Annotated in this window: 27 protein-coding genes; 18 read left to right on the top strand and 9 right to left on the bottom strand. The window is 50.7% G+C overall.

Translation table 11 applies throughout. The annotated features are described in order from the left end of the window. Positions 1-34: 34 nt before the first annotated feature. Both eno and EFO84_RS11375 read left to right on the top strand, forming a co-directional pair. Positions 35-1,333: a phosphopyruvate hydratase gene (eno, locus tag EFO84_RS11380; protein WP_127348171.1), complete on the top strand. Its 1,299-nt coding sequence runs from the start codon at positions 35-37 to the stop codon at positions 1,331-1,333. Positions 1,334-1,345: 12 nt separating this feature from the next. Then, positions 1,346-1,969 (top strand): hypothetical protein, encoded by a 624-nt coding sequence (locus EFO84_RS11375; RefSeq protein ID WP_127348170.1) that lies wholly within the window; start codon positions 1,346-1,348, stop codon positions 1,967-1,969. Here the strand turns inward: EFO84_RS11375 and EFO84_RS11370 are convergent. Continuing rightward, on the bottom strand, positions 1,966-2,688 hold the full coding sequence (locus tag EFO84_RS11370) for a sulfite exporter TauE/SafE family protein (RefSeq protein WP_164742439.1): 723 nt from the start codon (positions 2,686-2,688) through the stop codon (positions 1,966-1,968). The genes EFO84_RS11375 and EFO84_RS11370 overlap by 4 nt on opposite strands. Positions 2,689-2,773: 85 nt before the next feature. Here EFO84_RS11370 and ftsB point away from each other — a divergent pair, with 85 nt between their 5' ends. From ftsB to rpoS, 9 genes are read left to right on the top strand one after another with little or no spacing between them, the layout of a single operon-like run. Further along, positions 2,774-3,055, top strand: coding sequence for a cell division protein FtsB (gene ftsB, locus EFO84_RS11365; RefSeq protein ID WP_127348168.1), 282 nt, complete (start codon positions 2,774-2,776; stop codon positions 3,053-3,055). A 1-nt stretch (position 3,056) separates the two neighbouring features. Next, positions 3,057-3,761 (top strand): 2-C-methyl-D-erythritol 4-phosphate cytidylyltransferase, encoded by a 705-nt coding sequence (gene ispD / locus EFO84_RS11360; protein WP_127348167.1) that lies wholly within the window; start codon positions 3,057-3,059, stop codon positions 3,759-3,761. Positions 3,762-3,783: 22 nt separating this feature from the next. Continuing rightward, on the top strand, positions 3,784-4,266 hold the full coding sequence (ispF, locus tag EFO84_RS11355) for a 2-C-methyl-D-erythritol 2,4-cyclodiphosphate synthase (RefSeq protein WP_127348166.1): 483 nt from the start codon (positions 3,784-3,786) through the stop codon (positions 4,264-4,266). Then, positions 4,259-5,332, top strand: a complete 1,074-nt coding sequence (gene truD / locus EFO84_RS11350) for a tRNA pseudouridine(13) synthase TruD (protein WP_127348165.1) — start codon at positions 4,259-4,261, stop codon at positions 5,330-5,332. The genes ispF and truD overlap by 8 nt, the downstream gene beginning before the upstream one ends. Beyond that, the gene (gene surE / locus EFO84_RS11345; RefSeq protein WP_127348164.1) at positions 5,310-6,065 is read left to right on the top strand and encodes a 5'/3'-nucleotidase SurE; all 756 of its coding nucleotides are present in this window, start codon (positions 5,310-5,312) and stop codon (positions 6,063-6,065) included. Before truD ends, surE begins: the two co-directional genes overlap by 23 nt. Then, positions 6,065-6,700, top strand: coding sequence for a protein-L-isoaspartate(D-aspartate) O-methyltransferase (locus tag EFO84_RS11340; RefSeq protein WP_431355332.1), 636 nt, complete (start codon positions 6,065-6,067; stop codon positions 6,698-6,700). Before surE ends, EFO84_RS11340 begins: the two co-directional genes overlap by 1 nt. After that, entirely contained in the window at positions 6,697-7,275 is a 579-nt protein-coding gene (locus tag EFO84_RS11335) for a YqaA family protein (RefSeq protein ID WP_127348162.1), read from the top strand. Before EFO84_RS11340 ends, EFO84_RS11335 begins: the two co-directional genes overlap by 4 nt. Continuing rightward, complete coding sequence (locus tag EFO84_RS11330; RefSeq protein WP_127348161.1) at positions 7,259-8,083, top strand: peptidoglycan DD-metalloendopeptidase family protein; 825 nt, start codon at positions 7,259-7,261, stop codon at positions 8,081-8,083. Before EFO84_RS11335 ends, EFO84_RS11330 begins: the two co-directional genes overlap by 17 nt. Continuing rightward, a complete protein-coding gene (gene rpoS / locus EFO84_RS11325) occupies positions 8,080-9,060 on the top strand; it encodes an RNA polymerase sigma factor RpoS (protein ID WP_127348160.1) in 981 nt (326 codons plus the stop codon). Before EFO84_RS11330 ends, rpoS begins: the two co-directional genes overlap by 4 nt. A 10-nt stretch (positions 9,061-9,070) precedes the next feature. Here rpoS and mutS read toward each other — a convergent pair whose 3' ends face one another. Then, complete coding sequence (gene mutS / locus EFO84_RS11320; RefSeq protein WP_127348159.1) at positions 9,071-11,626, bottom strand: DNA mismatch repair protein MutS; 2,556 nt, start codon at positions 11,624-11,626, stop codon at positions 9,071-9,073. Positions 11,627-11,677: 51 nt separating this feature from the next. Between mutS and EFO84_RS11315 the strand changes: the two genes are divergently transcribed. The 4 genes from EFO84_RS11315 to EFO84_RS11300 all read left to right on the top strand — a co-directional run bounded on the left by EFO84_RS11315 (position 11,678) and on the right by EFO84_RS11300 (position 15,260). After that, a complete protein-coding gene (locus tag EFO84_RS11315; protein ID WP_127348158.1) occupies positions 11,678-12,169 on the top strand; it encodes a CinA family protein in 492 nt (163 codons plus the stop codon). Between the two features lie 48 nt (positions 12,170-12,217). Further along, positions 12,218-13,291 carry a recombinase RecA gene (gene recA / locus EFO84_RS11310; protein ID WP_127348157.1) on the top strand — a complete coding sequence of 358 codons (1,074 nt, stop codon included), beginning with the start codon at positions 12,218-12,220 and terminating at the stop codon, positions 13,289-13,291. Between the two features lie 19 nt (positions 13,292-13,310). Next, the gene (locus EFO84_RS11305; protein WP_127348156.1) at positions 13,311-14,108 is read left to right on the top strand and encodes a patatin-like phospholipase family protein; all 798 of its coding nucleotides are present in this window, start codon (positions 13,311-13,313) and stop codon (positions 14,106-14,108) included. Positions 14,109-14,540: 432 nt separating this feature from the next. After that, positions 14,541-15,260, top strand: coding sequence for a hypothetical protein (locus tag EFO84_RS11300; RefSeq protein ID WP_127348155.1), 720 nt, complete (start codon positions 14,541-14,543; stop codon positions 15,258-15,260). 108 nt (positions 15,261-15,368) lie between these two features. On the opposite strand, the gene putP is transcribed toward EFO84_RS11300, so the two are convergent. Genes putP through pspF form a run of 7 tightly spaced genes read right to left on the bottom strand, consistent with a single transcriptional unit; the run spans position 15,369 to position 23,363 of the window. Next, positions 15,369-16,892, bottom strand: a complete 1,524-nt coding sequence (gene putP / locus EFO84_RS11295; protein WP_127348154.1) for a sodium/proline symporter PutP — start codon at positions 16,890-16,892, stop codon at positions 15,369-15,371. A gap of 52 nt (positions 16,893-16,944) precedes the next feature. After that, positions 16,945-17,709 (bottom strand): ATP-binding cassette domain-containing protein, encoded by a 765-nt coding sequence (locus EFO84_RS11290; RefSeq protein WP_127348153.1) that lies wholly within the window; start codon positions 17,707-17,709, stop codon positions 16,945-16,947. Continuing rightward, positions 17,702-18,697 carry an oligopeptide/dipeptide ABC transporter ATP-binding protein gene (locus EFO84_RS11285; protein ID WP_127348152.1) on the bottom strand — a complete coding sequence of 332 codons (996 nt, stop codon included), beginning with the start codon at positions 18,695-18,697 and terminating at the stop codon, positions 17,702-17,704. The genes EFO84_RS11290 and EFO84_RS11285 overlap by 8 nt, the downstream gene beginning before the upstream one ends. Continuing rightward, positions 18,694-19,590: an ABC transporter permease subunit gene (locus tag EFO84_RS11280; RefSeq protein WP_127348151.1), complete on the bottom strand. Its 897-nt coding sequence runs from the start codon at positions 19,588-19,590 to the stop codon at positions 18,694-18,696. The genes EFO84_RS11285 and EFO84_RS11280 overlap by 4 nt, the downstream gene beginning before the upstream one ends. Then, positions 19,577-20,608 carry an ABC transporter permease gene (locus tag EFO84_RS11275; RefSeq protein ID WP_127348150.1) on the bottom strand — a complete coding sequence of 344 codons (1,032 nt, stop codon included), beginning with the start codon at positions 20,606-20,608 and terminating at the stop codon, positions 19,577-19,579. Before EFO84_RS11275 ends, EFO84_RS11280 begins: the two co-directional genes overlap by 14 nt. Then, a complete protein-coding gene (locus EFO84_RS11270) occupies positions 20,605-22,278 on the bottom strand; it encodes an ABC transporter substrate-binding protein (protein ID WP_127348149.1) in 1,674 nt (557 codons plus the stop codon). Before EFO84_RS11270 ends, EFO84_RS11275 begins: the two co-directional genes overlap by 4 nt. Further along, positions 22,278-23,363 carry a phage shock protein operon transcriptional activator gene (gene pspF / locus EFO84_RS11265; RefSeq protein WP_127348148.1) on the bottom strand — a complete coding sequence of 362 codons (1,086 nt, stop codon included), beginning with the start codon at positions 23,361-23,363 and terminating at the stop codon, positions 22,278-22,280. The genes EFO84_RS11270 and pspF overlap by 1 nt, the downstream gene beginning before the upstream one ends. A 237-nt stretch (positions 23,364-23,600) precedes the next feature. Between pspF and pspA the strand changes: the two genes are divergently transcribed. Genes pspA through pspC form a run of 3 tightly spaced genes read left to right on the top strand, consistent with a single transcriptional unit; the run spans position 23,601 to position 24,955 of the window. Continuing rightward, positions 23,601-24,275: a phage shock protein PspA gene (pspA, locus tag EFO84_RS11260; RefSeq protein WP_127348147.1), complete on the top strand. Its 675-nt coding sequence runs from the start codon at positions 23,601-23,603 to the stop codon at positions 24,273-24,275. Positions 24,276-24,332: 57 nt separating this feature from the next. Then, positions 24,333-24,569 (top strand): envelope stress response membrane protein PspB, encoded by a 237-nt coding sequence (pspB, locus tag EFO84_RS11255; protein WP_127348146.1) that lies wholly within the window; start codon positions 24,333-24,335, stop codon positions 24,567-24,569. Beyond that, positions 24,566-24,955, top strand: coding sequence for an envelope stress response membrane protein PspC (gene pspC, locus EFO84_RS11250; protein ID WP_127348145.1), 390 nt, complete (start codon positions 24,566-24,568; stop codon positions 24,953-24,955). Before pspB ends, pspC begins: the two co-directional genes overlap by 4 nt. Positions 24,956-25,045: the final 90 nt, after the last annotated feature.

Genomic DNA, 25,045 nt, shown 5'->3' with positions numbered 1-25,045 from the left:
CGTCGCTTATTGCAGCAAGGAGATTTACAGCATCATGGCAACAATTTCTCGTATTGTAGCGCGTGAAATCATGGACTCACGGGGTAACCCCACAGTTGAGGCTGATGTGTATTTAAGCGACGGTCATTGGGGCCGCGCTGCGGCACCAAGTGGCGCCTCAACCGGTTCTCGTGAAGCGCTGGAGCTACGTGACGGTGATAAAGGCCGTTATTTAGGCAAGGGCGTATTAACTGCAGTGAATAATATCGAACAGCTGATTCAGCCAGCGCTGCAAGGCGTTGAAGCCGCTAACCAAAGTTTGGTAGATGACATCATGATCAAACTCGATGGCACTGAGAACAAAGAAAAGCTCGGTGCTAACGCTATTTTAGCGGTATCGCTTGCCACCGCTAAAGCTGCCGCTAACAGTGCTGGTATCGCGCTGTATGAACACATTGCTACACTTAATGGTACAGCTGGCAAATTCAGCATGCCGCTACCCATGATGAATATCTTAAACGGCGGCGAACATGCTGATAATAACGTTGATATTCAAGAGTTTATGATTCAGCCAGTTGGTGCAAAGAACTTTAGCGAAGGCCTGCGTATGGGCGCCGAAATCTTCCACGCCTTGAAAAAAGTTCTGCAACAACGCGGCTTAAGCACCGCGGTGGGTGATGAAGGTGGTTTTGCGCCGAACCTAGCCTCGAATGAAGAAGCCCTAGCGGTTATTGCCGAAGCAGTTGCTAACGCAGGCTACAGCCTAGGTGGCGATGTTACCTTGGCACTAGATTGTGCCGCTTCTGAGTTTTATCGCGATGGTTTGTACCATTTAAGTGGTGAAGGTAAATCGTTTACCGCGGCGGAATTCGCTGAGTACTTAGCGGGCTTATGTGAGCGCTATCCAATTATCTCAATTGAAGATGGTTTGGATGAAAGCGACTGGGCCGGTTGGAAAGTCTTGACCGATCGTTTAGGTGCTCAGGTGCAGTTAGTCGGTGACGACTTATTTGTTACTAACACTAAAATCCTCAAGCGTGGTATCGAGCAGGGTATTGGTAACTCCATTCTGATCAAGTTCAATCAGATTGGTAGCTTAAGCGAAACCTTAGCGGCTATTCGTATGGCGCAAGAGGCTGGTTTTACCGCGGTGATTTCGCACCGCTCAGGTGAAACCGAAGATGCCACCATTGCTGACTTAGCGGTAGGTACTGCAGCCGGCCAAATCAAGACGGGTTCATTGTGCCGGTCTGATCGGGTTGCTAAGTACAATCAGTTGCTGCGTATTGAAGCGGCACTGAAAACTGCTGCACCCTATCGTGGTCGCGCTGAAGTTCGTGCGGCACAGCAGTAACCGGTAAACACCATGACCATCATGCAAGGCGACATTTTTCAGTCGTTTGGTCAACGCGATGTACCAGCGGGGGCATTCCCTGAGTTGTGTACCGCCTTGTATGAGCGTGAATTAACCACCTTGGCGCGGGCTGAGGTGGCTTCGCTACCACTGTTGCAACGGCGCCTTGCCAGCACCAGTTATTACGTGAAACAAGCGGCGCGTGCAATGTTACAACAGCCCATTCCGCTTGAGCTAGACGTGCAAAATGCCAGCTGGCAAGCAGCGCAAAAACGGCAACTGACTCACTCCCCAAGCCAACCGCAAAAATTACAGCAGTGGTTACAACGACAGGCGAAATTAGGTGCGGTAGTACCAGTATTAGACTTGCAACCACGTTTACAACGGGTGTTACTCGATTCGATTGATCGGCTGGATATCGCCCAACAGCGAGTGCATTTAAATATGCATGGTTGGTTTGATTGGCAGGGGCAGTGTTTAGAGCCGGCGAGCAGCCATCTGCGTTTAGTGCGGCCCGACGCGCAATCATTGACTCCAGCGCTGTGCGGCCATCAGTGGAACCACAAAGGCCGCATAGATCCGCGCACCTTATCGTTACGTGAAGTGTTATTGGCGACCAGTTTCAATTGGGCTTAAAGCAACGCTTTCAGTAGCGCCATCAGTGCCGCCAGCATGACCAACAGTAAACTCACTTTACGAAATAATTGGTCGGACAATTTCGGGCTAATGTGATGACCAAGCCAGGCACCACTGATCACCGCCGCCAATAACACCGCTAACTCATCAATCATGCCACTATCGTAGCGCTGCTGCAGTGTGAACGAGGTCACGTTAGCCGTTGCAATGATCAGAAAAAACCAGGTTAAGGTAGCGCGAAAAGCCAATCTATCGAGGCGTTGACTGGTTAGAAACAATACTACCGGCGGCCCGCCAAGCGTTAAGGCACCATTACTGATGCCCGCCAACAAGCCGGTAAACGCCTGTTGTGGCGCGGTGGCTTGGGTTTTCACTTGCACCCCGAACCAAAACAGCAGTGCGACAATCAAGACAAATATCGCCATAGCCATTTGTAGGCCACCAACGTTGTAGTGCAGTAACAGGTAATTTCCTAGTAATGAACCGATGACACCAAAGGTGACCAAAGGCAGCCAAGGACGGATTCTGAGGTAGCTTTTTAGCAGCCAACACAGGTGCAACGCCATGACTAAATTGACCACCGACAATAACGGTGTTATGAGCGTCAGTGGTAGCAGTAAACTCAGTAATGGTACGGCAAACAAACCCGAGCCAAAGCCAGTGATGCCTTGCAATAAGGCGCCACTAAACATGATCAGAAAAATATAAAGATAGTCCATGTAAAATTTGACTTGGTCTGGCTGGATAGGTCGGTATACTAACAGATATCTGGTGCCAACTGGCACCCATTTGGTGAGGGTGGCTATGCGATTATTAAAACTCGCATTGTTGATAGTACTGCTAGCCATGCAGTATCGCTTATGGTTTGGCAAAAATAGCTTGCCCGATTACTGGCGGGTTCAGCAAGACGTCGCCCGACAAGTAGACGCCAATCAACGCTTGCAACAACGTAACCAAGTGCTAGCCGCCGATATTGCTGATTTACGCGCCGGCCAGGTCGCGCTAGAAGAGCGCGCCCGCAATGAACTTGGTTTAATCAAGCAACACGAAACGTTTTTCCGTATCGTTCCGGTCAAGCCACAATAGTATGAGTCATCGAGCATCTATCGCCGCAGTTGTGCCGGCTGCTGGTGTCGGCAGTCGAATGCAATCAGCCGCTGTACCCAAACAATATTTGCCGCTGCATGGTGTGACCGTACTCGAACATAGTCTGCGGGCGCTGAGTCGCGACCCCCGTATTGGCGAGATGTTTGTGGCGCTGGCCGCGCACGACTCATGGTTTACTGAATTGCAATTGAGCGCCATCCAGGGTGTGCCAATTACAGTGGTGCAGGGCGGTGCTAGCCGAGCGGCATCGGTATTAGCCGGGGTGCAACGAGCCGCCGAGCGTGGTTTTCAATGGGTTGCGGTACATGATGCGGCACGACCTTGTTTATCTGAGTGCGAACTTAACGCGGTGCTAGATGCCGGCATAACGCATCCAGCTGGTGCGCTGTTGGGTTTGCCATGCAGTGACACCATGAAACGAGTGGATCAGCAGCTGTGTGCGCTGCGTAACGTTGATCGTCAGCAATTGTGGCATGCATTGACGCCGCAAGTATTTAGCACCGAATTACTTCTGCGTGCCTTATTGCAGCAAGGCGTTGATGATCCAACGCTGACCGATGAAGCGGCGGCTGTGCAGGCCTTGGGCTTGCATCCGCAAATGGTCCCGGGGCAGCGCAGCAACTTAAAAATTACCCAACCTGGGGATGACATCATTGCCGCTGCATTGCTGGCGGCACGGGTGTAACAACAAGCAAAAAGGAGACAGCATGCGCATTGGTCATGGCTATGATGTTCATAAGTTTGGCGGCAGCGGGCCATTGACGCTTGGCGGCATTCAAGTTCCTTATGAACAGGGGTTGTTAGCCCATTCCGATGGTGATGTGATTTTACATGCCTTGGCGGACGCCTGTTTAGGTGCTGCGGCATTGGGCGATATAGGGCAACATTTCCCTGATACGGATGCTGCCTATGCCGGTGCAGATAGCGCTGAGCTGCTGAAAACGGTGTTGCAGCGCGTGGCTGAGGCGGGCTGGCAAATTAGTAATCTTGATGTGACGGTGGCCGCACAAGCGCCAAAATTAGCCAATTTTATTCCGAGCATGTGTGAACGTATCGCCAGCATCTGTCAGCTGCCGCGTAATGCAGTTAACGTTAAAGCAACCACCACAGAGCGCTTGGGTTTCGTTGGTCGTAAAGAAGGCATCGCCTGTTATGCCGTGGTGCTATTGAAGGATATCAACGGTGGATGAGCTAGCCTATTTGCATGGTAAGCCGCAAGTTACTGGAGTGTTTCGGCAACAGCCTGAGCACTTTGCGGTGACTGAATTACTCACCCCGAACGGTGAGCCACAAGGCGAGCATCAGTGGCTGTGGGTGGAAAAACGCGGTGCCAATACTGCATGGGTGGCCAGTCAACTGGCGGCTTTTGCTGGAGTGAATGAGCGCCAAGTCAGTTATGCCGGATTAAAAGACCGGCATGCGGTAACGCGCCAGTGGTATTCCATTCAGCTACCCGGTCAGCCGCTATTGGCGTGGCAGCAACTGCAACACCCAGAGTTTAAGGTGCTGGATGCCCGTTTGCAGCCCAAAAAGCTTAAGTCTGGTGCACACAAGGGCAATCATTTTTCCTTAGAGTTACAGCAAATCAGCGCTATGGATACCTTCATAGCACGCTGGCAACAGGTGTTAGAGCAGGGGGTGCCAAATTATTTTGGTCCACAACGTTTTGGGCGCCAAGGGCAGAACATCGACAAAGCGCGGGCATGGTTTAGCGGTCAGCTGCGACAAAAGCTGTCGCGCACCCAATCGGGACTGCTGCTATCGAGTGCGAGAGCGTTTTTGTTTAATCAAATTGCTAGTGCGCGCATCAGTGCTCAACGCTTAGCTATTGAGCCCGGCGATGCGTTAATGCTAGCGGGCAGCCACTCATTTTTTGTTGCCGAACAGAGTGATGACACTCTCGCCGCGCGCTTGCAGCAGGGCGATATCCAACTTACCGCCGCGCTACCAGGCTCTGGCCGTAACCCAGTATCCGGTGCCATAGCTGAGTTTGAGCAGGATATTATTGCTAAGCATGCTGAGCTCTACGACGGCTTGCAGAAACATCGGGTCGACGCGGCTCGGCGGCCATTACTGGTGCATTTAGCCGAGGCCCAATTAACCCAACTTGATGCACAGCGGGTACGGCTTGAGTTTGCCTTGCCCAGTGGCAGTTTTGCTACCAGTGTGCTGCGTGAGCTGATGAGCGCTCCCGTAACCGAATTAACCGAAACTACAACAGGTCACCAAGCGTATGATGAAGTTATTAGTGAGTAACGACGACGGTGTGCATGCACCGGGTATTGAAGCACTGTATGAGCAGCTTAAACACATTGCGCAAGTGCGCGTCATTGCCCCTGATCGCAATTGCAGCGGTGCCAGTAATTCATTGACCTTGCATAATCCGTTGCGGGTGCAGCGCTTACCGAACGGCTTTTATTCGCTCAATGGCACGCCAACCGATTGCGTGCATTTGGGCACCAACTCGCCGCTGGCCGATGATGTGGATTTAGTGGTGTCGGGTATTAACGATGGCCCGAATATGGGCGATGACGTGCTCTATTCAGGTACCGTGGCAGCCGCAATGGAAGGGCGCTATATGGGCTTGCCGGCGATTGCGGTGTCGATGGGCTCACGTGGTCACGATTACTATGAAACCGCCGCCCGTGTGGTGGCTGATGTGGTTAATAAAATGGCGCAGCAGCCATTACGGCTCGATACGATCCTGAATATTAACGTGCCATCCATACCCTATGAGCAACTCAAGGGTATTAAAGTGACCCGCTTAGGGCGGCGTCATCGTGCCGATACGATGGTGCAATCGAAGGACCCGTTTGGCCGCGAAATTTACTGGTATGGGCCGATTGGCGGCCATCAAGACGATGCCGAAGGCACCGACTTTCATGCGGTGCAACATGGCTATGTATCGATTACCCCCATCAGTCTGGATATGACTGCACAATCGCATCAACAGACTCTCTCAACGTGGTTGACGACTAGCGATTCATGATGATGCAAAACTTTCAGGGCATGGCACGACGGCTAGTCGATAAATTAGCCGCTGAGGGCATTTCAGATAAACGCGTACTGCAGGTGATAGAAACCACTCCGCGGCATCTATTTATGCCTGAATCGCTAGCTCACAAAGCCTATGAAAATACCGCCTTACCGATTGGCAGTGGGCAAACTATTTCGCAGCCGCTTATGGTTGCTAGTATGACCCAGTTGCTCACCCAACATCACTGTAAGCGGGTGCTTGAAATTGGCACCGGTAGCGGTTATCAAACCGCGGTGTTGGCGCAATTGGTGGAGCAGGTGTTTTCGGTGGAACGCATTGCTGAACTGCAGTACCACGCCAAACGGCGGCTAAAAAAGCTCGATTTGCACAACATTAGCATGCGCCATGGCGATGGTTGGCAGGGCTGGGCAAGTAAAGCACCGTTCGACGGTATTATTGTTACCGCTGCTGCCAGCGATATTCCCACCGCACTGATGCAACAATTAGCCGATGGTGGGGTACTCATCATACCGGTGGGTACAACCCAACAGCGGCTTTATGTGATTCGCCGTTTTGGCGATGATTTTGAACAAAAACAGTTAGCTGATGTCAAGTTTGTACCCTTAGTACCAGGAGCGTTGTTGTGAAAATTTTTGGCTGGTTGTACGACAAGGTTTTAACTTGGTCACAGCATCGTCGCGCCCCAGCTATTTTGGGCTGGTTGAGCTTTGCCGAAGCAGTTATTTTCCCTATTCCTACCGATGTGATGCTGGCGCCTATGGCGATGACCCAGCCGAAAAAAGCCTGGTATTTCGCTACTATTACCACGGTGACATCGGTATTAGGTGGCATAGCCGGTTATCTTTTGGGGTACATTGCCTTTGAACCGTTGGTGTTGCCGGCTATTGAATGGCTGGGTTGGCAAGACAAGTTGGCCACGGTGACCGACTGGTTTCAGGCCTATGGTTTCTGGATTATTTTCATTGCTGGATTCTCGCCATTGCCCTATAAGCTGTTTACTGTAACCGGCGGTATGTTGCAGGTGGCGTTAGTACCCTTTATTCTGGGCTCATTAATTAGTCGTGGTTTACGGTATTTTATCGTGGCTGGATTGATGCGCACAGGAGGACCGGCAATGGCCGATAAGTTACGTGCTTATGTAGACCGAATTGGCTGGGGCATGGTGATTATCGCCGTGATTGCTTATGTATGGACACGTTAGAGTTATTGTTATTGTTGGCTTATTACTGAGCCAAATCAGTTGTGCCGGCCGTGATGCGCCGGCACCGGTAGATCGGCTCTATCAGGGTAAATCCTATCTCGATTTTGAAGCTGGCAGCTTGCGCGAAGAGAGCTACCAAGTGGTTGCTGGCGACACCCTCTATTCAATTGCCTTTCGTGCCAATGTCGATGTGCGCACATTGGCCGAATTAAACAAGTTGCGCGACCCCTATGTGATTGTGCCCGGTCAAAACTTGCGTTTAGTGACTGCCTCAACTAGTCAGCAAGGCATTGATCCAGCAGTCAATAAAGAGTATCGTGATACCAAACAACAACAAAATAGTGATAAAAAAGTAACGCTACCCACGCGTCCCAAGCCAAGCCCTCCTAAGCTGGATATTAATACCGGTGAGGTGTTTGTCAGTAACAACGACATTCAATGGCAATGGCCAGCGTCAGCGCGTGTCAGTACCGAGTTTTCCGCCGCCGAAGCAGGCAGCAAAGGTATTGATCTAAGCGGTAATCGCGGTGATCCGGTGTATGCCGCGGCGTCAGGTAAAGTGGTTTATGTAGGTAATGCGTTAAAAGGTTTCGGCAATTTAATCATTTTGAAACATAACGATGATTACATAACAGCGTATGCCCACAATCAGCAACTGCTGGTCACAGAACAACAATGGGTCAACGCGGGTGACGAAATTGCTAAAATGGGAGATTCTGATGCCGAACGGGTCAAATTGCATTTTCAAGTGCGATTCCGTGGCAAGTCAGTGAATCCCAGACACTATTTGCCTCGGGGGAAGCAATGAGTCGTCGTAACGATGAAGTTGAAGATATAGATGAGCAAGAGCTGCTGTCTGCAATGCAGAATGGCGATGCTCAGGCTACCTCAGATGTCGACCACGAGTTTGAAGAGATTCTCGCCAATACCAGCACCGCACAAAAGAAATTTGACGCCACTCAGCTGTATCTGACCGAAATTGGTTTCTCGCCGTTACTGACTGCCGCCGAAGAAGTCACTTTTGCCCGCCTAGCACGAAAAGGCGATAAGCAAGCACGCAGCCGCATGATAGAGAGCAATCTGCGCTTGGTGGTTAAAATTGCCCGGCGCTACACCAACCGCGGTATGGCGTTACTAGATTTGGTCGAAGAAGGCAATTTGGGCTTGATTCGTGCCGTGGAAAAATTTGATCCGGAACGTGGCTTTCGTTTTTCAACCTATGCCACCTGGTGGATTCGGCAAACCATTGAACGCGCTATCATGAACCAAACTCGTACTATTCGGTTGCCGATTCATGTGGTTAAAGAACTAAACAGCTATTTACGCACCGCTCGTGAGTTATCGCAAACCCTTGATCATGAGCCAACCGCTGAAGATATTGCCGAACGTATGGACGTTAATGTCGCCGACGTGACTAAAATGCTGCGCTTAAATGAACGTATCACCTCAGTGGATACCCCTATGGGTGGCGAGGGCAATGACAAGTCCTTGGTGGATGTGTTGTCTGCCGACCATGAGCAAGGCCCCGAAGGTATTCTGCAAGACGATGATCTGCGCGAGCATATCTTAGCCTGGCTCAATAGCCTCAACAGCAAACAGCGTGAAGTGTTGGCGCGACGGTTTGGCCTGTTAGGGCACGAACCTGCCACCTTAGAAGACGTCGGCCGAGAAATCGGTCTGACCCGCGAGCGGGTGCGGCAAATTCAAGTAGAAGCGCTGCGCCGCCTGCGCGATTTAATGCGCCAACAAGGCCTCAGCCTTGATGCCTTGTTTCACCGCGATTAATTCCCAACCATCACTTGTTCAATTGCTGTTGTAGCGCAGCTAACTGCTGCAACGCCTGTAACGGTGTCAGTTGATTCACATCGAGCGTAGCTAATTGGTTCAGTACCGGGTGCGGTGCTGGCTGCTGGGGCGTCTCAGAGCGCGCCGCGGGCGCCGCAGCTGGCGCGTTATGTTCGTACTGCTGCAAAAAGTCTCGTGCAGTTTGCAGGGTAGCCAGCGGTAGCCCGGCCAGTTGAGCCACCTGAATACCAAAACTGCGGCTCGCTGCGCCCGCTTCAACATGATGTTGAAAAACAATGCCATCGCCGTGCTCTACGGCACTCACGTGGACATTCTCGCAGCCAGGCTGAGCGCCAATGCGTTCAGTCAGCTCAAAATAGTGAGTGGCAAACAACGTCAGCGCTTGATTGTGTAGGCGCAGGTGCTCAGCACAGGCATACGCCAAGGCCATGCCATCATAGGTGGACGTACCCCGCCCAATTTCATCCATAATCACCAAACTGTGCGGCCCAGCATGGTGCAAGATATTGGCTGCCTCGGTCATTTCCACCATAAAGGTTGAACGGCCCGAGGCTAAGTCATCGGAGGCACCTATGCGGGTGAAAATACGGTCAATGCTGCCTATTGTAGCGCTATCGGCGGGCACAAAACTGCCGCAATAGGCCATGATCACTAGCAATGCGGTTTGCCGCATATAAGTAGATTTACCGCCCATATTAGGGCCAGTGATCAGCAGCATACGGCGCGCTTGCGTTAACTGCGTATCGTTGGCGATAAACGGCTGTTGTTGTAGGCGTTCCAACACTGGGTGGCGGCCCGCGCGGATATCAATAACGGCATCGCTGACCAAGTTAGGGCGCACATATTGATGGCTCAGAGCCTGTTCTGCAAAGCTACGTAATACATCTAGTTCAGCCAACGAACGCGCAGTTAGTTGCAGCGTGGTGAGTTCAGCGGCAATGGTTTCTAGTAACTCGTCATAGAGCCATTTTTCTCGCATTAGCGCGCGACTTTGGCTCTGCAACACTTGGTCTTCATGGGTTTTTAATTCAGCAATGATAAAGCGTTCGGCATTTTTTAGCGTTTGCCGACGTTGGTAATCGGCCGGCACTTGCGCGGCGGCACTGCGGCTGGTTTCAATGTAGAAGCCATGAACCTTGTTATACCCCACCTTCAGGCTACTGATACCGGTACGTTGGCGCTCGCGTTGCTCAATTTGTGTTAATAAATCGGTGGCGCCATCGGCGAGGGCACGTTGTTTATCCAGCTCGGCATCATAGCCGCTGGCAATGACCCCACCATCGCGGATCAGCTGCGGCGGTTGTTCAACCAAAGCCTGTTGGAGTTCGGTCAGTAATTCAGGGAAGCTATGAATGCGCTGCTGCCACAGTTGCAGAGCAGGGTGCTGCAGGTGCTGTTGTAATGCCGGTAGTTGTTCTAGAGCACTACGAATACGGGCCAGATCACGTGGGCGCGCGCTACGCAGTGCAACACGGGTGAGAATTCGTTCCAGATCACCAATTTGACGCAATTGCTGCTTCAATTCGGCTAAGTCGAGTTGCTGTAGCGCTGCTACGGCATCATGGCGCTGGCTAACCTGCTGATGATCACGCAAGGGTTGTTGCAGCCAGCGTTGTAACAGGCGGCTTCCCATGGCGGTTGCGGTGTCATCAAGGACATCGAACAATGAGGTTTTGGCACCACTTAATGCGCGTATAACTTCTAAATTACGGCGACTGACGGCATCAAGTTGGAGCAGTTGATCGCGTTGCTCAACGTGGAGTTGATTAATATGCGGTAGAGCAGCGCGTTGGGTGCTACGCACATAGCTAATAATGGCACCGGCGGCGCCCACCATTGGGCTATTGGCGGCAATACCAAAGCCGTCTAAATGGCGCACGTTGAACTGCCGAAGCAGCAGTTGTTCGGCGCTACTGTACTCAAATTCCCAGTCTGGACGGCGGCGCACACAATCACAGAGTTGCTTAGCTGCGGGCCATTGAAAGGTATCTGGATGCAATAACTCTGCCGGTTGAAGCCGATTCAGCTCAACCGTTAGTTGCGTCTCATCAGCACACTCCAATACCTGAAAACGGCCGCTGGCCATGTCTAAGTAGGCAATAGCGAACTGCTGACCATGCGGATTAACCGCGACTAACAGATTTTCTTTCTCAGCAGGTAATAATGCTTCATCGGTTAAGGTACCGGGCGTCAAAATACGCACTACCTGACGTTCTACCGGGCCTTTACTGGTGGCAGGATCACCAATTTGCTCGCAGATTGCCACCGATTCGCCCAGTTGCAACAGCCGAGCTAAGTAGCCCTCTACCGCATGGTACGGCACCCCAGCCATGGGAATGGGTTCGCCATTGCTGGCCCCGCGCTTGGTTAAGGAAATATCTAACAGCGCCGCCGCACGTTGTGCGTCGGTATAGAACAATTCGTAAAAATCGCCCATACGATAGAATAATAAGGTGTCGGCGTGTTCCGCTTTGATGCGCAGATATTGTTGCATCATGGGCGTATGTGAAGCGAGTTCAGCACTGTTCTTTTGTGTGGTCGACATGCCTGTTATTATCCGTATAGTAGCCGTGTTATAGCGTCGAGGAATGTCCAAATGGTATCACAAACTTGGCTTGATTCAGCAGCTGATTTAGCCACTTGGCTGCGCGCCAAAAACTGGCAAATAGTGACCGCAGAATCCTGCACGGGCGGTGGGATAGGTTATGCTATGAGTGCTTTAGCAGGTAGTTCAGACTGGTTTGCCGGCGGTTTTATTACCTACTCAAACCGCTTGAAGGAACAGGTGCTCGGTGTGCCACAAGCTACCTTGGTCGAGTTTGGCGCGGTGTCTGCCGAAACCGCTGCCGCCATGGCACAGGGCGCCTGTCGCGTCAGTGGTGCTGAGGTTGCAGTAGCGGTAACCGGAGTGGCGGGTCCCAGCGGTGGCAGTGCGAGTAAGCCAGTCGGCTTGGTATGGTTTGGATTGGCGTGGCCGGGTGGTGTGATGACTTGGCAGCAGCAGTTTAGCGGCGACCGTGCCGCAGTTCGCCAAGCGACCATTGTTGAAGCACTACAGAGTTTTAAAAAAATACTTGATACTGTATAAATACACAGTATACTAATTTCAATTGAGTCAACTGCTACGGAACCCCATATGAGCAACGATAACAAACAAAAAGCCCTTGATGCCGCGTTAAGTCAAATTGAACGTCAATTCGGCAAAGGCTCCATTATGCGTTTAGGTGATAACCGCGCGCTGGATATCGATTCGGTCTCAACCGGTTCATTAAGTCTTGATATCGCCTTAGGTATCGGTGGTTTGCCTTATGGCCGTATTGTTGAAATCTATGGTCCTGAATCAAGCGGTAAAACCACACTGACCTTGCAGGTTGTCGCTGAAGCACAGAAACAAGGTAAAACCTGTGCCTTCGTAGATGCTGAACACGCGCTCGACCCAATCTATGCGGCAAAGTTAGGCGTCAACGTTGACCAACTGTTGGTGTCGCAACCCGATACCGGCGAACAGGCCCTCGAAATTTGCGATATGTTAGTGCGCTCAGGTGCAGTTGACGTGGTGGTGGTTGACTCGGTAGCGGCATTAACCCCGAAAGCCGAAATTGAAGGCGAAATGGGCGACACCCACGTTGGTTTGCAAGCACGCTTAATGTCTCAGGCATTACGGAAATTAACTGCGAATATCAAACGTTCAAACAGCCTGTGTATTTTCATCAACCAAATCCGCATGAAAATCGGGGTGATGTTCGGTAACCCAGAAACTACCACCGGTGGTAACGCGCTGAAATTCTACTCGTCAGTGCGCTTAGATATTCGTCGTACCGGTGCGGTGAAAGAGGGTGATGAAGTGGTGGGCAACGAAACCCGCGTGAAAGTGGTCAAGAACAAGGTGGCGCCGCCATTCAAGCAAGCCGAGTTCCAGATCATGTACGGCAGTGGTATTTCTAAAGAAGGCGAGCTAATTGATTTGGGCGTGAAGCAAAAAATCATCGATAAAGCCGGTGCTTGGTATAGCTACAAAGGCGACAAGATCGGCCAAGGTAAAGCTAACGCCATGAAATATCTCAATGAACATAAAGAGGTCGCCGCGGAAGTTGAAAAACTATTGCGTGAGCAATTATTGGCTAAGCCAACAGGTGATAAGCCAGTAAGTGAATTAAGCGTCAGTCATGACGATGACGATGCTGCGCTCATGGATGATGATTTGATTTAAGCATACTAGGAAGGCAGCTATGGCAACAGTAAAGGTCGCACTTGCTCTTGGTGGTGGTGCGGCGCGGGGGTGGGCCCACATTGGCGTTATCCGCGCGTTACAAGAAATGGATATCTCGGTCAGTATTGTTGCTGGCACCTCAATCGGCTCCCTCGTGGGGGCCGGTTTTGCTTCTGGCAAACTCGATGAATTAGAAAGCTGGGTGCGCGGTATGGATCGCTGGCAAGTGATCCGCTTATTAGACATTGGCTTTAACCGTGGTGCATTAATTCACGGCGATAAAGTCTTTGGCCACGCCCGTGATCTGCTGGGCAAAGTAAGTATTGAAGACCTACCCATGTGCTTTGCCGCCGTGGCAACAGACCTTCATAGCGGCCGCGAGGTGTGGTTGCGAGAGGGCGATGTGTATGACGCAGCGCGTGCCTCTTGTGCGGTTCCGGGCTTATTAGCTGCTACATTGCACAATGAACGCTGGTTAGTCGATGGCGGTTTAGTCAACCCGGTACCGGTATCCTTGTGTCGTGCACTCGGTGGCGAGTTGGTGATCGCAGTAAATCTCAATGATCAACAAAGCACCGAAGTGAATGTCAATGAACAACCAGGCCTACTAAGCGTGGTTGCCAGCTCTATCGATATCATGCAAGAGCGTATCACCCGTGCACGCTTGGCCGGTGACCCACCCGACATCCTCATTCAACCCAAGTTGGGCGGTATTGGCTTACTCGAGTTTGAACGCGGCAACGAAGCCATTGATATTGGCTATAAGGCCACCATGCGTATGAAAGAACAAATCGAACACGAGCTCGAATCGTTGTAATTCTTCGAAATATTGAATGGACTAACTGATTCCAAACTCTACCCACCCGGCCTTTGCGCCGGGTTTTTTATTACCTGCCAGCAATTGCTACTAAGTTGCGACTAAATTGTAATAGAAAAGTACTTGAGTGAAATGAGTTTGTTGGTTATGGTCGCAGCAGTTGCTTAAATTGAACGGTAGCGCAGGCGCACTGAAGTCGGTATTGAAAACACTCGGCTTGCGTGAAAAGCAAATAGATGAAGTAAAAAGCATAGCCAAAAACAGAAATACTTTAGTCCTTATTGATTATTTCGCCGACGGATGTGTTCCATGCCAATATAGAAAGATCGAATTGACATCGTTGACAGAGGAGTATTTCACAATGTCGTTTGAGATTAGCGCTTCAGTTTCAAGTGTCGAGCGGAGATATTAAAATGAGTAAAGAGTTTTATCATGCGTAGTTCTGCTCCATTGCTATTAATTGGTTTGCTAACTGGCATCATCGCAGTATTGGTTATAGGTGATATAGTCGAGTCTGATAAAAAATTTGAAGAGGCTAACAGAGCGGAACTTGTCCAGCTGCGTAATGACTTGAATCAATTGAAAGTACTAGTAGCAGATCTGCAGTCTGTTAGGGCCCAGGCCGCTCATACAAACGAGATGCTGGTGCGCCCCGATCAAACTGCTAGTCTAGAGAGAACCACCGGCTATACTCAGCAAAAAAAATCTGGAACAGAGCCTCAGACGGACGTTATCCATGCTGAAAAGGTTGATGTGGCAATTGGTGATGACTCTACTGCGCTGGATAAATTTGCGGAAAAAATGATGTCCGGCGATAGTTACGACCCTATTGAATCGGTTAAGCAGGATTTTGATAGCCAACTTGTTGAAGCTAACTGGGCTTTTGAATATGAGATGAATTTGACGGATTTGTTTCTTACTGACAAAGCTCTCAGTCAATTTAATTTACGCGACGTGTCATGTAAAAGCACACTCTGTGAGGTCACAGTGGATGCTGATCAACAGTCATATATTGTCGGTGCGGAGTTAGCCAAGGCATTGGCAGGTCAAGACTGGCGCGATAAAGAGGCAAGCTTCATCTTCAATAACAATAGCGAGGATGGTTCTATAACTTTTTACCTTGGTAAAGATAAGCAGAGTTTGCAATTTTGAGCCATCCACATTCTGTTTACCTGGTTTTCACCATCGGTTTGATACCTAGAGCAAATCGCGGTAACAAAAAAGCCCAGCATTGCTGGGCTTTTCAGATTCACAGCGGCGTTAGGCGTCGCTGCGTTCAAAGGTTTGTTCCATTTCGCTAAAGGTATCGGTCAGGTGCGTCGCCGGTAGGGCGGTTAGCTTGCTAACGACCATAATGGCGAGGCTACACAGAATGAAGCCTGGAATGATGGAGTACACCACATCGTTGATGATGACGCCATTGATCGGTACGTAGGTACAGACCAGTACCGTAGCCGCACCCACCAACATGCCAGCTAATGCGCCGTGACGATTCATACGGCGCCAGAACAAGCTAAAGATGATGACTGGGCCGAATGCGGCACCAAAACCAGCCCAGGCGTTCGCTACCAAGCCTAAAATGGTGTTATTTGGGTCCCAGGCTAGGGCAATGGCAGCCAAAGTCACCAACAACACTGATATCCGGCCTACGGTAACCAGTTCACGATCGCTGGCGTCGCGGCGTAAGAAGGCTTTGTAAAAGTCTTCGGTGAGTGAACTTGAGGTCACTAATAGCTGCGAGGAGATGGTACTCATAATTGCTGCCAGAATTGCGGCGAGCAAAAAGCCACCAATGTACGGATGGAATAAGAACTGCGAGAACACAATGAAAATAGTCTCTGGGTCCGCCAAGGTCATTTTGGTATCGGCTACATAGGCAATACCAACAAAGCCGGTCAGCATGGCTCCAATGATGGTAATGATCATCCAGCTGATACCAATGCGGCGTGCTGTGGGTACATCGTCAACGGAGCGAATGGCCATGAAGCGCACAATAATGTGTGGCTGGCCAAAATAACCAAGTCCCCATGCTAGTAGCGAGATGATAGCTATCCAGCTCAATTGATTGGCGCTGCCATCGGTAATATTGGCATCTTGAAAGAAGCGCAAGTAATCCGGATTCATGCCACTAACCGTTTCAGAAACTGCGCTGAAGCCGCCAAGATGATCTAGCGCTACCACTGGTACAATCACCAGCGCAAGAAGCATGATGATACCTTGCACAAAGTCAGTCAGACTCACCGCTAAGAAGCCACCAAATAGGGTATAGGCGCAAACTACGCCGGCGGTCACCCATAAGCCAGTGGTGTAATCAAAACCGAACGAGGTATCAAATAATTTACCGCCGGCCACTAAGCTGGCTGAGGTGTACAGGGTGAAGAACACAATAATCACCAGCGATGAAAACACCCGCAGTACCCGCGTTTTATCGTCAAAGCGGTTGGCAAAAAAGTCAGGAATAGTGATGGAGTCGTTGGCTACATGGGTGTAGCTGCGCAAGCGCGGCGCTACGATCACGTAGTTTAGCCAAGCACCAATAACCAGACCCACGGCAATCCACAGCTGCGACACGCCCGAGACATAGATAGCGCCGGGTAAACCCATCAGCATCCAGCCACTCATATCTGAGGCACCCGCAGATAGTGCGGTCACACCTGGGCCTAAGCGGCGGCCGCCGAGCATATATTCAGATACATCGCTGGTAGAAGTACGGTAGGCATATAAACCAATGCCTAACATGACGAGAAAATAAATGCCTAATGAGATAAGCGATTCAGTTTGCAAAGCAAAACTCCTTGGTTGTTAACAAGTGATACGCGGCTCGTTGTTATGCGTTTTATTCGACCCCTAACAATAACTTGGTCAGTTGTTGTTGCGGGTTAGAGAGCAGCGCTTCGGTTGTACCAAACTCGACTAGTTTACCATGATGCATAATCAAGATCTTGTCAGCGACATGTTTCACGATCTCCGCCGAATGAGAGATGAAAATGAACGAAATGCCCATATCTTCTTGCAAATCCAAAATCAAATTGATGATTTGTGCACGAATGGATGGGTCTAATGCGACGAACGCTTCATCGGCAACGATGATTTGCGGCTCAAGAATAATAGCTCGTGCAATACACACGCGTTGTTGTTGGCCACTGGAGAGCATATGCGGATAAAAATTAAAATGTTCCGGCAGTAAGCCGACTTGGCGCAAGGTCGCTATAACTTTTTGCTGCTGCTCCTGCGGGTCTAGCGCGGTATTAAAGCGCAACGGTTCAAGAAGTTGTTGGCCAATACTGGTTTGCAGGTTGAGCGAACGCAAACTGTCTTGAAAAATCATGCGAATATGCTTACAGCGTTGGCGGTAATTATGCGGTTCGAGCACCTCGCCTCGCAGCAGCACTTGGCCGCTAGATGGAACTTCAACGCCGGCAATAATCTTTGCTAAGGTTGACTTTCCTGAGCCGGTTTCGCCCATGATGGCGAGCGTTTCGCCGGCTTGTAAGGCAAAGCTAATAGGCTCTAAAGCTAGCGTGCGACGGCCACGAAACCAGCCAGTCTTGTGATAATACGACTTACTGACTTGCTGAATTTGCAACAATGGCTCAGTCATAATTCTTCACCTCAATCAGCGGGTAATGACAAGCAAACTGGTGCTGTTTCAACTTACGTAACCGCGGTGTATCAATACAGGCTCGCCGCGCGTGTTGACAGCGGGGGCCTAAACGACAGCCAATTGGTAAATTAGCCATGGTTGGAATAGAACCGCCTAAGGTCGGCAAGCGTGTTTTCACCGGAGTATTGTGATTCGCCAAACTCATGCTTAGCATTGCTTCGGTATAGGGATGCAGCGGCTGTTCAAGCAGTTGTTGTGGGGTGCCAACTTCCATCAACTGACCGCAGTACACCATACTAATACGCTTGGTTTCCGGCATAATGGCAGTGAGATCTTGGGTGATCATTAATACCGACATGCCTTGGCTGGCATTGAGTTTACTCAATAAGCGATAAATTTGGCTGCGGGTTTGTGGTTCCATAGCGGTAGTGGGCTCATCGGCAATCAGCAGCTTTGGATTGTGCGCAATGGCCATGGCAATACTGACTTTTTGCGCCACCCCGTCAGAGAGCTCAAACGGATAAGCTTGCATCACCGCGTCATGATCTTTGATCCCCACGCGGTGCAACAGGCGTTCGGCTCGGGTTTTGCGGTCGGCGCGGCGGCGCAAATACAGGCCTTTTAAATCACCGCTGGGGATGCATTCTTGCAGCTGCGCACCGATGCTAGCATTGGGGTCTAAGTAACTGCCTGGGTTCTGAAAAATCATCGCCATATCGCGCCCAGTCACCACCCGACGTTGTTCCGGATTCAGTGCCAGTAGGTCATAGTGGCGCCACCATAGGCGATCAGCAGTGACGCGCCAGCGCGGGTTAATAAAGCCCAAAATAGCCTTGGCCAGCAGACTTTTACCGGAGCCAGATTCACCCACGAGGGTATGGATTTCACCCTCGGCAATTTGCAAACTGAGTTTATCGACTAAACGGATGGGGCCGTTATCGCCGTCAATTTCGATGGTGAGGTTACGAATATCAAGAATATTCATGCTGAGCGCACCCGTTCTTGAATAGCGGCGCGAATACTATCGCCCAGCACGTTGATGGAGAGCAAGGTTAGGAACAGCGCAAACCCAGGCAAAATCATGGTCCAAGGTGATAAATACACGTGCTCTAAGCTGCGTGCCAACATGGTGCCCCATTCGGGGGCCGGAGCTTGCACGCCAAGGCCCAGAAAGCCCAGAGCGGCAATATCAAAGATAGCGGTAGAAAGGGCTAGGGTGACCTGCATCACCAATGGCGCGGTGATGTTAGGGAATATCACCCGGGTCAGAATATACCAGCGTGAACAGCCATTAAGCCGCGATGCCATGACATAATCTTGATAGCGCTCGTCATAAATGGCGCTGTGCACACTATGAATAAACTGCGGTATCAGCACCACGACAATAGCTAGCATGACGTTTTGCAGGGCGGGGCCAAGAATAGCGATCACCAACAACGCGAGAAGCAGCGATGGAATGGAGTTGATAACATCGAGGAAATGATTCAGTGCTGAGGACTGCACCCCGCGACTCATTCCTGCCCAAGCCCCAATTGGAATACCAATTAAGGCGGCGATTACCACCGCTAGCAGCGGGTAGCCTAAGCTGTAGACTGAGCCCGCCATGATCCGCGAGAGCAGGTCACGGCCTAAGTCATCGGTGCCAAACAAAAAGCGGATCTGACCTTGCTCGTGCCACGATGGCGGCTGCGATATAGAGTCGGCAAATTGCTGGTCAGGGCTAAAGGGCGTCAGCCATGCTGAGCACACCATCATCAACAGCAGCAAGGCGAGGGTGTAAAGGGCTGCAAGGGCAAACGGATTGGCACTCATGTGCAGCCAAATCTGTTGCAACGGTGAGGGTTCGCGCTGTTGGTAATAGATACTAGCGTTCGGCATACAATTCCTTGCGTACTTGCGGATAGCGCCAAGCGTGATACAACTCAACCGCTACATTGACCAACAGAATCAGCGCGGCAAGGGTAAACAAGCCACCAAGCATCACCGGATAGTCGCGCTCATAAATACTCTTGATCAATGAACTACCAATACCCGGCCAATTGAAGATAGTTTCAATAATAATGATATTGCTCATCAGCAAGCTAAATTGTAAGCCCAGCTGCCGCACGATCACTTGCATGGCATTTGGCATAACGTGTTTGACCATGATACGGCTCTCGCTTAAGCCACGTGAACGCGCCGCGCGCAGATAGTTTTGCTGCAACACATCTAAGGTGGCGTTACGGGTAATGCGGATCAGCATAGTTAGCGGAATACTTGAAAGCACCAATACCGGTAGCCATAAATGCTGCAGAGCATCTTTGAGGGCGGCGCCGCGATAGGGTGAATCGCTGAGGAGAATGTCAATGATCACTGAACCAGTCACCGGCGTGATGTTAAATAATGGATTTAACTGCCCTGAGATCGGTGCCCAGCCTAATTTGACCGCAAACAGTAATAGTGCCAATTGCGCTAACCAAAAGGCCGGAATGGAGTAGGCACTCAGCGATACGCCCATGATCACGCGGTCAAGCGGACCGCGTTGCTGCACCGCTGCATACATTCCCATCGGCACACCAATGACCAGCGACAGCGTCATCGCCATGATGGTGAGTTCTAGAGTGGCGCCTAACTGCGGCATAATGTCGGCGAACACTCCACGTTGGGTGACCAGCGATTGGCCCCAATCACCATGCAACAGGTGGAGAAAAAATTGCCAGTATTGGCTCAGCCAAGACTGTGGCATAGCGTAATGTTGCTGAGCTTGTTGGTAAGCCACGCCATCGCTTTGCCGAATACCGCTCATGTTGGTAAGGGTATCGCCAGGGAACAGATGGTGCAGCACGAACATCAGCACCGTGAGCAGCCACAAGGTGATCAGTAATAACAGTAAACGCCGGATGCTGTAGCGGATCATGGTTGTTCTCCGCGTTCGTCAACCGGCAAAATGCGCCGCGCATGGCGGAAACTAATAGCGCCATAAGGGGGCAGTTCAACCCCGCTGATATCGGTGCGGTGTGCTTGAAACCGCAGCGAATTGGCGATCGGCATCAGCGGTGCTTGTTGCAGAGCGTAGGTTTCAATGGCTTGGTACAATTGCGCGCGGTTGTCAGCCACGGTTTCTGCCAACGCCTGTTCCAACAGTTGGTCAAAGTTGGGGTCACACCAATTGGTGCGGTTGTTGCCGCCAGCGGCCGCCGCGCAGCTCAAAATAGGGCGGAAAAAGTTGTCTGGGTCAGCGTTGTCAGCCACCCAACCGATCAATACGCTGTCGTGTTCGCCGCGGTCAAGGCGTCGGCGAAACTCGTTCCATTCATAACTGACAATTTCCGCACGAACGCCAATCTGTGCCAGATCAGCCTGAATCAGTTCGGCCATGCGCTGCGCATTGGGATTGTAGGCGCGTTGCACCGGCATGGCCCAAATGCGCATGTTGAAGCCTTGTTCATAACCCGCTTGTTGCAATAGTTGCTTGGCCAGTTGCGGATTGTAGGCATGGGTTTGATCAAGCTCAGTAAATGCCCAAGAGGTCTCTGGCAGAATGCCACTGGCTTGGCGGGCATTGCCGTTGTATATCGCTTGAATAATGGCCTGACGATTTACTGCATGAGAAAGCGCTTGACGCACCAACGGCTGATCAAAGGGTGGGCGCGCGGTATTGAAGCCCCAATAGGCAATATTCGGATTAACGGCGCTGGACACTTGAATATCGTCATCAATATCTAGCTGTTGCAGTTCATCTACCAGCGGGTAGGGAATGACATCACATTCACCCGTTAATAGCTTTAACATGCGCTTATTGGCGCTGGTGGTGATCACGTACACCAATTGCTCAAAGAACGGTGCTTCACGCCAATAGTCAGCGTGGCGCTGATAGCGGATCAATAGATCTTTGCGAAACTCGACAAATTGAAACGGCCCTGTACCGATAGGCTGGCGGTCCAGTTGCTGAGGCTGCTTAGCGTGCAGCAATTGCTGCCCATAGTCGGCCGACAGGATCACCGCGAAATCTGTGGCTAAATTAGCTAAAAATGAGCTGTCGCGACGGCTCAATTGAAAATCAACGGTGTAGTCGTCAATGCGCTCCACTGCCACAATCAAATTCATCAACCCACTTGAGGTGAAAAATGGATAATTTCCGCCATTGACTGCGTGGTAGGGGTGATTAGGTTGTAACCAGCGCTGAAAACTAAACAACACATCGTCAGCATTTAAGGCGCGGCTGGGAGTAAACCACGGGGTGCTATGAAATTGCACGTTGCGGCGCAGATGAAAGCGATAGCGTTGTCCGTCATCAAGGGCTTGCCAGCGCTCGGCTAAGGCTGGCACAAATTGTTGTTGCTCGGCGTCATAATCTAACAGGCGGTCATAAAGCTGCGCTGAGGTGGCATCAATGGTGGTACCTGAGGTGCCCAATTGCGGGTTAAAGCCCTCAGGGTTGCCCTCGGAACAATACACCAAGCCTTGCTGCAAGGGAGCCACTGTGGTGGTAGCCGGCTGGCAGGCCGCTAAACCGAGCCCTAGAAACGAACCGAAAACCAGTTGCCAGGCGGTGCGGCCGTTACGAGAACAGCGGTGTGCCAGCATTAGGATGAGCCTTCTAATAACTGGTACTTCTTCAAATAGCCGCGCAACTGATGATAGGTGAGGCCCAATAGTTCGGCGGTTTTCTTTTGATTGAACTGTGCACATTGCAATGCACACTGCAGCACGTCTTGCTCAAATTTGGCGGTCACTTCTTTGAAATCAATGACGCCGTTGCTGAAGTCTGGCAGTGGTGTGGCATCGGCTGGAGGCGCAGTTGTTTCCGCGGCTCCCGCATTGGCGGTGGGTTTACTCGGTGCTGAGCTGCTAGCACTACCTTGCCGATGAGCCGCTGGCTCAGGCCGCCAGGGGCTGGCAAAGGGGTCGATAATAATTTCATGCAGCGGCAATTGACCACTACCCAGCCGGTAAACAGAGCGCTCGACCACGTTTTTCAATTCCCGCACGTTGCCTGGCCAGTGATACTCGAGCAAGGCATTGCGCGCTTGTTGGGTAAAGCCACCAAATAGCTCGTAATTCAGTTCTCGCGCCATTTGAATGGCAAAGTGCTCGGCTAACACAAGGATATCCTCGCGGCGTTCGCGTAGCGGTGGCAAGGTGATCACGTCGAAGGCGAGGCGGTCTAGTAAGTCGGCACGAAATTTACCTTGTTCGGCCAATTGCGGCAGGTCTTCATTGGTGGCGGCAATTAGGCGCACATCGGTCTGCACGGTTTTGGTACCGCCAACCCGTTCAAATTCACCGTATTCAATGACCCGCAAGATTTTTTCTTGCACTAACGCCGAGGTGTTCGCCAATTCATCTAAGAACAGGGTACCGCGATCAGCGCGTTCAAAACGGCCTTCATGGCGTTTTTGTGCACCGGTAAAGGCGCCCGCTTCATGGCCGAATAATTCGCTTTCGAGTAGGCTTTCGCTCAGAGCTGCACAATTGAGCTTGACGTAGTTTTGCTGCCAGCGTTGTGATAGATAGTGTAAGCGCACGGCAATCAGCTCTTTACCGGTACCGCGTTCACCGATGATCAGCACAGGCTTAGACAGCGGCGCTATTTGCGAAACTTGTTCAAGCACAGTCAGGAAACTGTTGGCTTGACCGATTAAATTGTCGCTTTCGTGAAACCGACTCATGGCAACACCGCGTGACTTATCATGATGGACTCGACCGTATTATTGTTATGGGTGGCGAAAATCACTAAATATTAGTGTAATTGCTAACCGCTAGGGGTCAATGTAAATTTTAAGCTAATTCAATAAATCTATGTAAAACAGTGAATTAAAAATTTTATGAAAAGTTGGCACGGTTGATGCAAGTTACCCAATGACCGTCAATGTGACAGCAATTTAAACCGAAATGAGGAACTAACAATGGGTATCTTTTCACGTTTTACAGATATCGTAAATTCCAACATCAATGCTTTATTGGATAAAGCGGAAGATCCGGAAAAAATGGTCCGCCTGATTATTCAGGAAATGGAAGACACCTTAGTTGAAGTGCGTTCTACCTCAGCACGCTTAATTGCTGAGAAGAAAGATTCTGAGCGTCAACTGAGCCGTATCAGCCAAGAAGCTGCCGACTGGGAAGCGAAAGCAGAACTGGCGATCAGCAAAGAACGCGAAGATTTGGCGCGTCTGGCACTGGTTGAGAAAAAGAAATCAGTTGAACAGGCGGCGGCATTAGAGTCTGATATTCAGCGTTTAGACGAACATTTGAATCGTTTAAATGAGGAAGTTGGGCAATTACAAGCTAAACTAGCTGATGCCAAAGCACGGCAAAAAACTATTATCATGCGTCAACGTGCAGTTGCCAGCCGTCTTGATGTGAAGAAAACCATTGATAGTGGCAAAATTGATGACGCCATGTATCGCTTTGAACGCTTTGAAGCGAAAATTGATGACCTAGAAGCGCAAGTGGAATCATACGATATGGGCAAACGCACCTTACGTGATGAATTCGCCGAGCTAGAAGGTGCGGATAAAATCAATGATGAGTTAGCCGCGTTGAAAGCCCGTGTTAACAAAGACAAGAAAGCAGCGGAATAAGTGATACACCCGCATTGCGGGTGTTTGCTGCCTAGAGCCTAATAAAGAGAGATAACGATGGAAACGATTGCCCCCTTAATTGCCGCTCCTGTCATTCTATTTATGCTGTTCGTCGCGCCTATCTGGGTGATCATGCATTATCGTAGTCAGCGTAAGATTAGTCAGGGCTTGAGCGAAGACGAGTTGACGCAACTGCAGCAGTTGGCGCGCCAGGCCGAGCAGATGCGTGAACGCATTCAAACGCTGGAGGCGATTCTGGATGCAGAGTCTCCACAGTGGAGAAGTCGCTCATGAGTACCGAACCGAAAAAGCAATTGTTACGTGACAAGCGTAACGGCAAAGTGGCCGGGGTTTGTGCCGGCATTGCCAACTACTTTAATATTGAAGTGTGGTTAGTGCGGATTATTGCAGTCACTGCCATCATTTTCGGACATGGTTTTATTGCGGTACTGTATATCGCCATGTGGATGATTTTAGATGAAAAGCCAGCTCATAGCAGCGGTCGCAGCCACGATACCATCGAGGTCAAGACCAAAGTATGGCAAGCCGGCGAGCCACCACGTGCTGCTTATCGTGAAATTAGCGGTGAGTTTGGTGACCTAGAGCAACGGCTGCAAAAGTTGGAGCGTCATGTTACCTCCAATGCGTTCAAAATTGACCGCGAACTCAATCGTCTTTAACCGAAGTGGCAAATTTTCGTTACACTTCGTGATGGCCCCGCAAGTCGCCCACTAGTTGCGTTGTTGGCAGCCTGAATGCACTCTGATGAG

This window comes from Pseudidiomarina mangrovi (assembly GCF_003999375.1).
Lineage (GTDB): Bacteria > Pseudomonadota > Gammaproteobacteria > Enterobacterales > Alteromonadaceae > Pseudidiomarina > Pseudidiomarina mangrovi.
Note: the sequence above shows the minus strand (reverse complement) of the source record. Positions and strands in the feature narration are given on the sequence as shown.

What these genes read in the sequence shown, in the direction of transcription:
- eno (WP_127348171.1), top strand. Translation starts at nt 35, where the DNA reads ATGGCAACAATTTCTCGTATTGTAGCGCGTGAAATCATGGACTCACGG.
- EFO84_RS11375 (WP_127348170.1), top strand. Translation starts at nt 1,346, where the DNA reads ATGACCATCATGCAAGGCGACATTTTTCAGTCGTTTGGTCAACGCGAT.
- EFO84_RS11370 (WP_164742439.1), bottom strand. Translation starts at nt 2,688, where the DNA reads ATGGACTATCTTTATATTTTTCTGATCATGTTTAGTGGCGCCTTATTG.
- ftsB (WP_127348168.1), top strand. Translation starts at nt 2,774, where the DNA reads ATGCGATTATTAAAACTCGCATTGTTGATAGTACTGCTAGCCATGCAG.
- ispD (WP_127348167.1), top strand. Translation starts at nt 3,057, where the DNA reads ATGAGTCATCGAGCATCTATCGCCGCAGTTGTGCCGGCTGCTGGTGTC.
- ispF (WP_127348166.1), top strand. Translation starts at nt 3,784, where the DNA reads ATGCGCATTGGTCATGGCTATGATGTTCATAAGTTTGGCGGCAGCGGG.
- surE (WP_127348164.1), top strand. Translation starts at nt 5,310, where the DNA reads ATGATGAAGTTATTAGTGAGTAACGACGACGGTGTGCATGCACCGGGT.
- EFO84_RS11340 (WP_431355332.1), top strand. Translation starts at nt 6,065, where the DNA reads ATGATGCAAAACTTTCAGGGCATGGCACGACGGCTAGTCGATAAATTA.
- EFO84_RS11330 (WP_127348161.1), top strand. Translation starts at nt 7,259, where the DNA reads ATGTATGGACACGTTAGAGTTATTGTTATTGTTGGCTTATTACTGAGC.
- rpoS (WP_127348160.1), top strand. Translation starts at nt 8,080, where the DNA reads ATGAGTCGTCGTAACGATGAAGTTGAAGATATAGATGAGCAAGAGCTG.
- mutS (WP_127348159.1), bottom strand. Translation starts at nt 11,626, where the DNA reads ATGTCGACCACACAAAAGAACAGTGCTGAACTCGCTTCACATACGCCC.
- EFO84_RS11315 (WP_127348158.1), top strand. Translation starts at nt 11,678, where the DNA reads ATGGTATCACAAACTTGGCTTGATTCAGCAGCTGATTTAGCCACTTGG.
- recA (WP_127348157.1), top strand. Translation starts at nt 12,218, where the DNA reads ATGAGCAACGATAACAAACAAAAAGCCCTTGATGCCGCGTTAAGTCAA.
- EFO84_RS11305 (WP_127348156.1), top strand. Translation starts at nt 13,311, where the DNA reads ATGGCAACAGTAAAGGTCGCACTTGCTCTTGGTGGTGGTGCGGCGCGG.
- EFO84_RS11300 (WP_127348155.1), top strand. Translation starts at nt 14,541, where the DNA reads ATGCGTAGTTCTGCTCCATTGCTATTAATTGGTTTGCTAACTGGCATC.
- EFO84_RS11290 (WP_127348153.1), bottom strand. Translation starts at nt 17,709, where the DNA reads ATGACTGAGCCATTGTTGCAAATTCAGCAAGTCAGTAAGTCGTATTAT.
- EFO84_RS11285 (WP_127348152.1), bottom strand. Translation starts at nt 18,697, where the DNA reads ATGAATATTCTTGATATTCGTAACCTCACCATCGAAATTGACGGCGAT.
- EFO84_RS11280 (WP_127348151.1), bottom strand. Translation starts at nt 19,590, where the DNA reads ATGCCGAACGCTAGTATCTATTACCAACAGCGCGAACCCTCACCGTTG.
- EFO84_RS11275 (WP_127348150.1), bottom strand. Translation starts at nt 20,608, where the DNA reads ATGATCCGCTACAGCATCCGGCGTTTACTGTTATTACTGATCACCTTG.
- EFO84_RS11270 (WP_127348149.1), bottom strand. Translation starts at nt 22,278, where the DNA reads ATGCTGGCACACCGCTGTTCTCGTAACGGCCGCACCGCCTGGCAACTG.
- pspF (WP_127348148.1), bottom strand. Translation starts at nt 23,363, where the DNA reads ATGAGTCGGTTTCACGAAAGCGACAATTTAATCGGTCAAGCCAACAGT.
- pspA (WP_127348147.1), top strand. Translation starts at nt 23,601, where the DNA reads ATGGGTATCTTTTCACGTTTTACAGATATCGTAAATTCCAACATCAAT.
- pspB (WP_127348146.1), top strand. Translation starts at nt 24,333, where the DNA reads ATGGAAACGATTGCCCCCTTAATTGCCGCTCCTGTCATTCTATTTATG.
- pspC (WP_127348145.1), top strand. Translation starts at nt 24,566, where the DNA reads ATGAGTACCGAACCGAAAAAGCAATTGTTACGTGACAAGCGTAACGGC.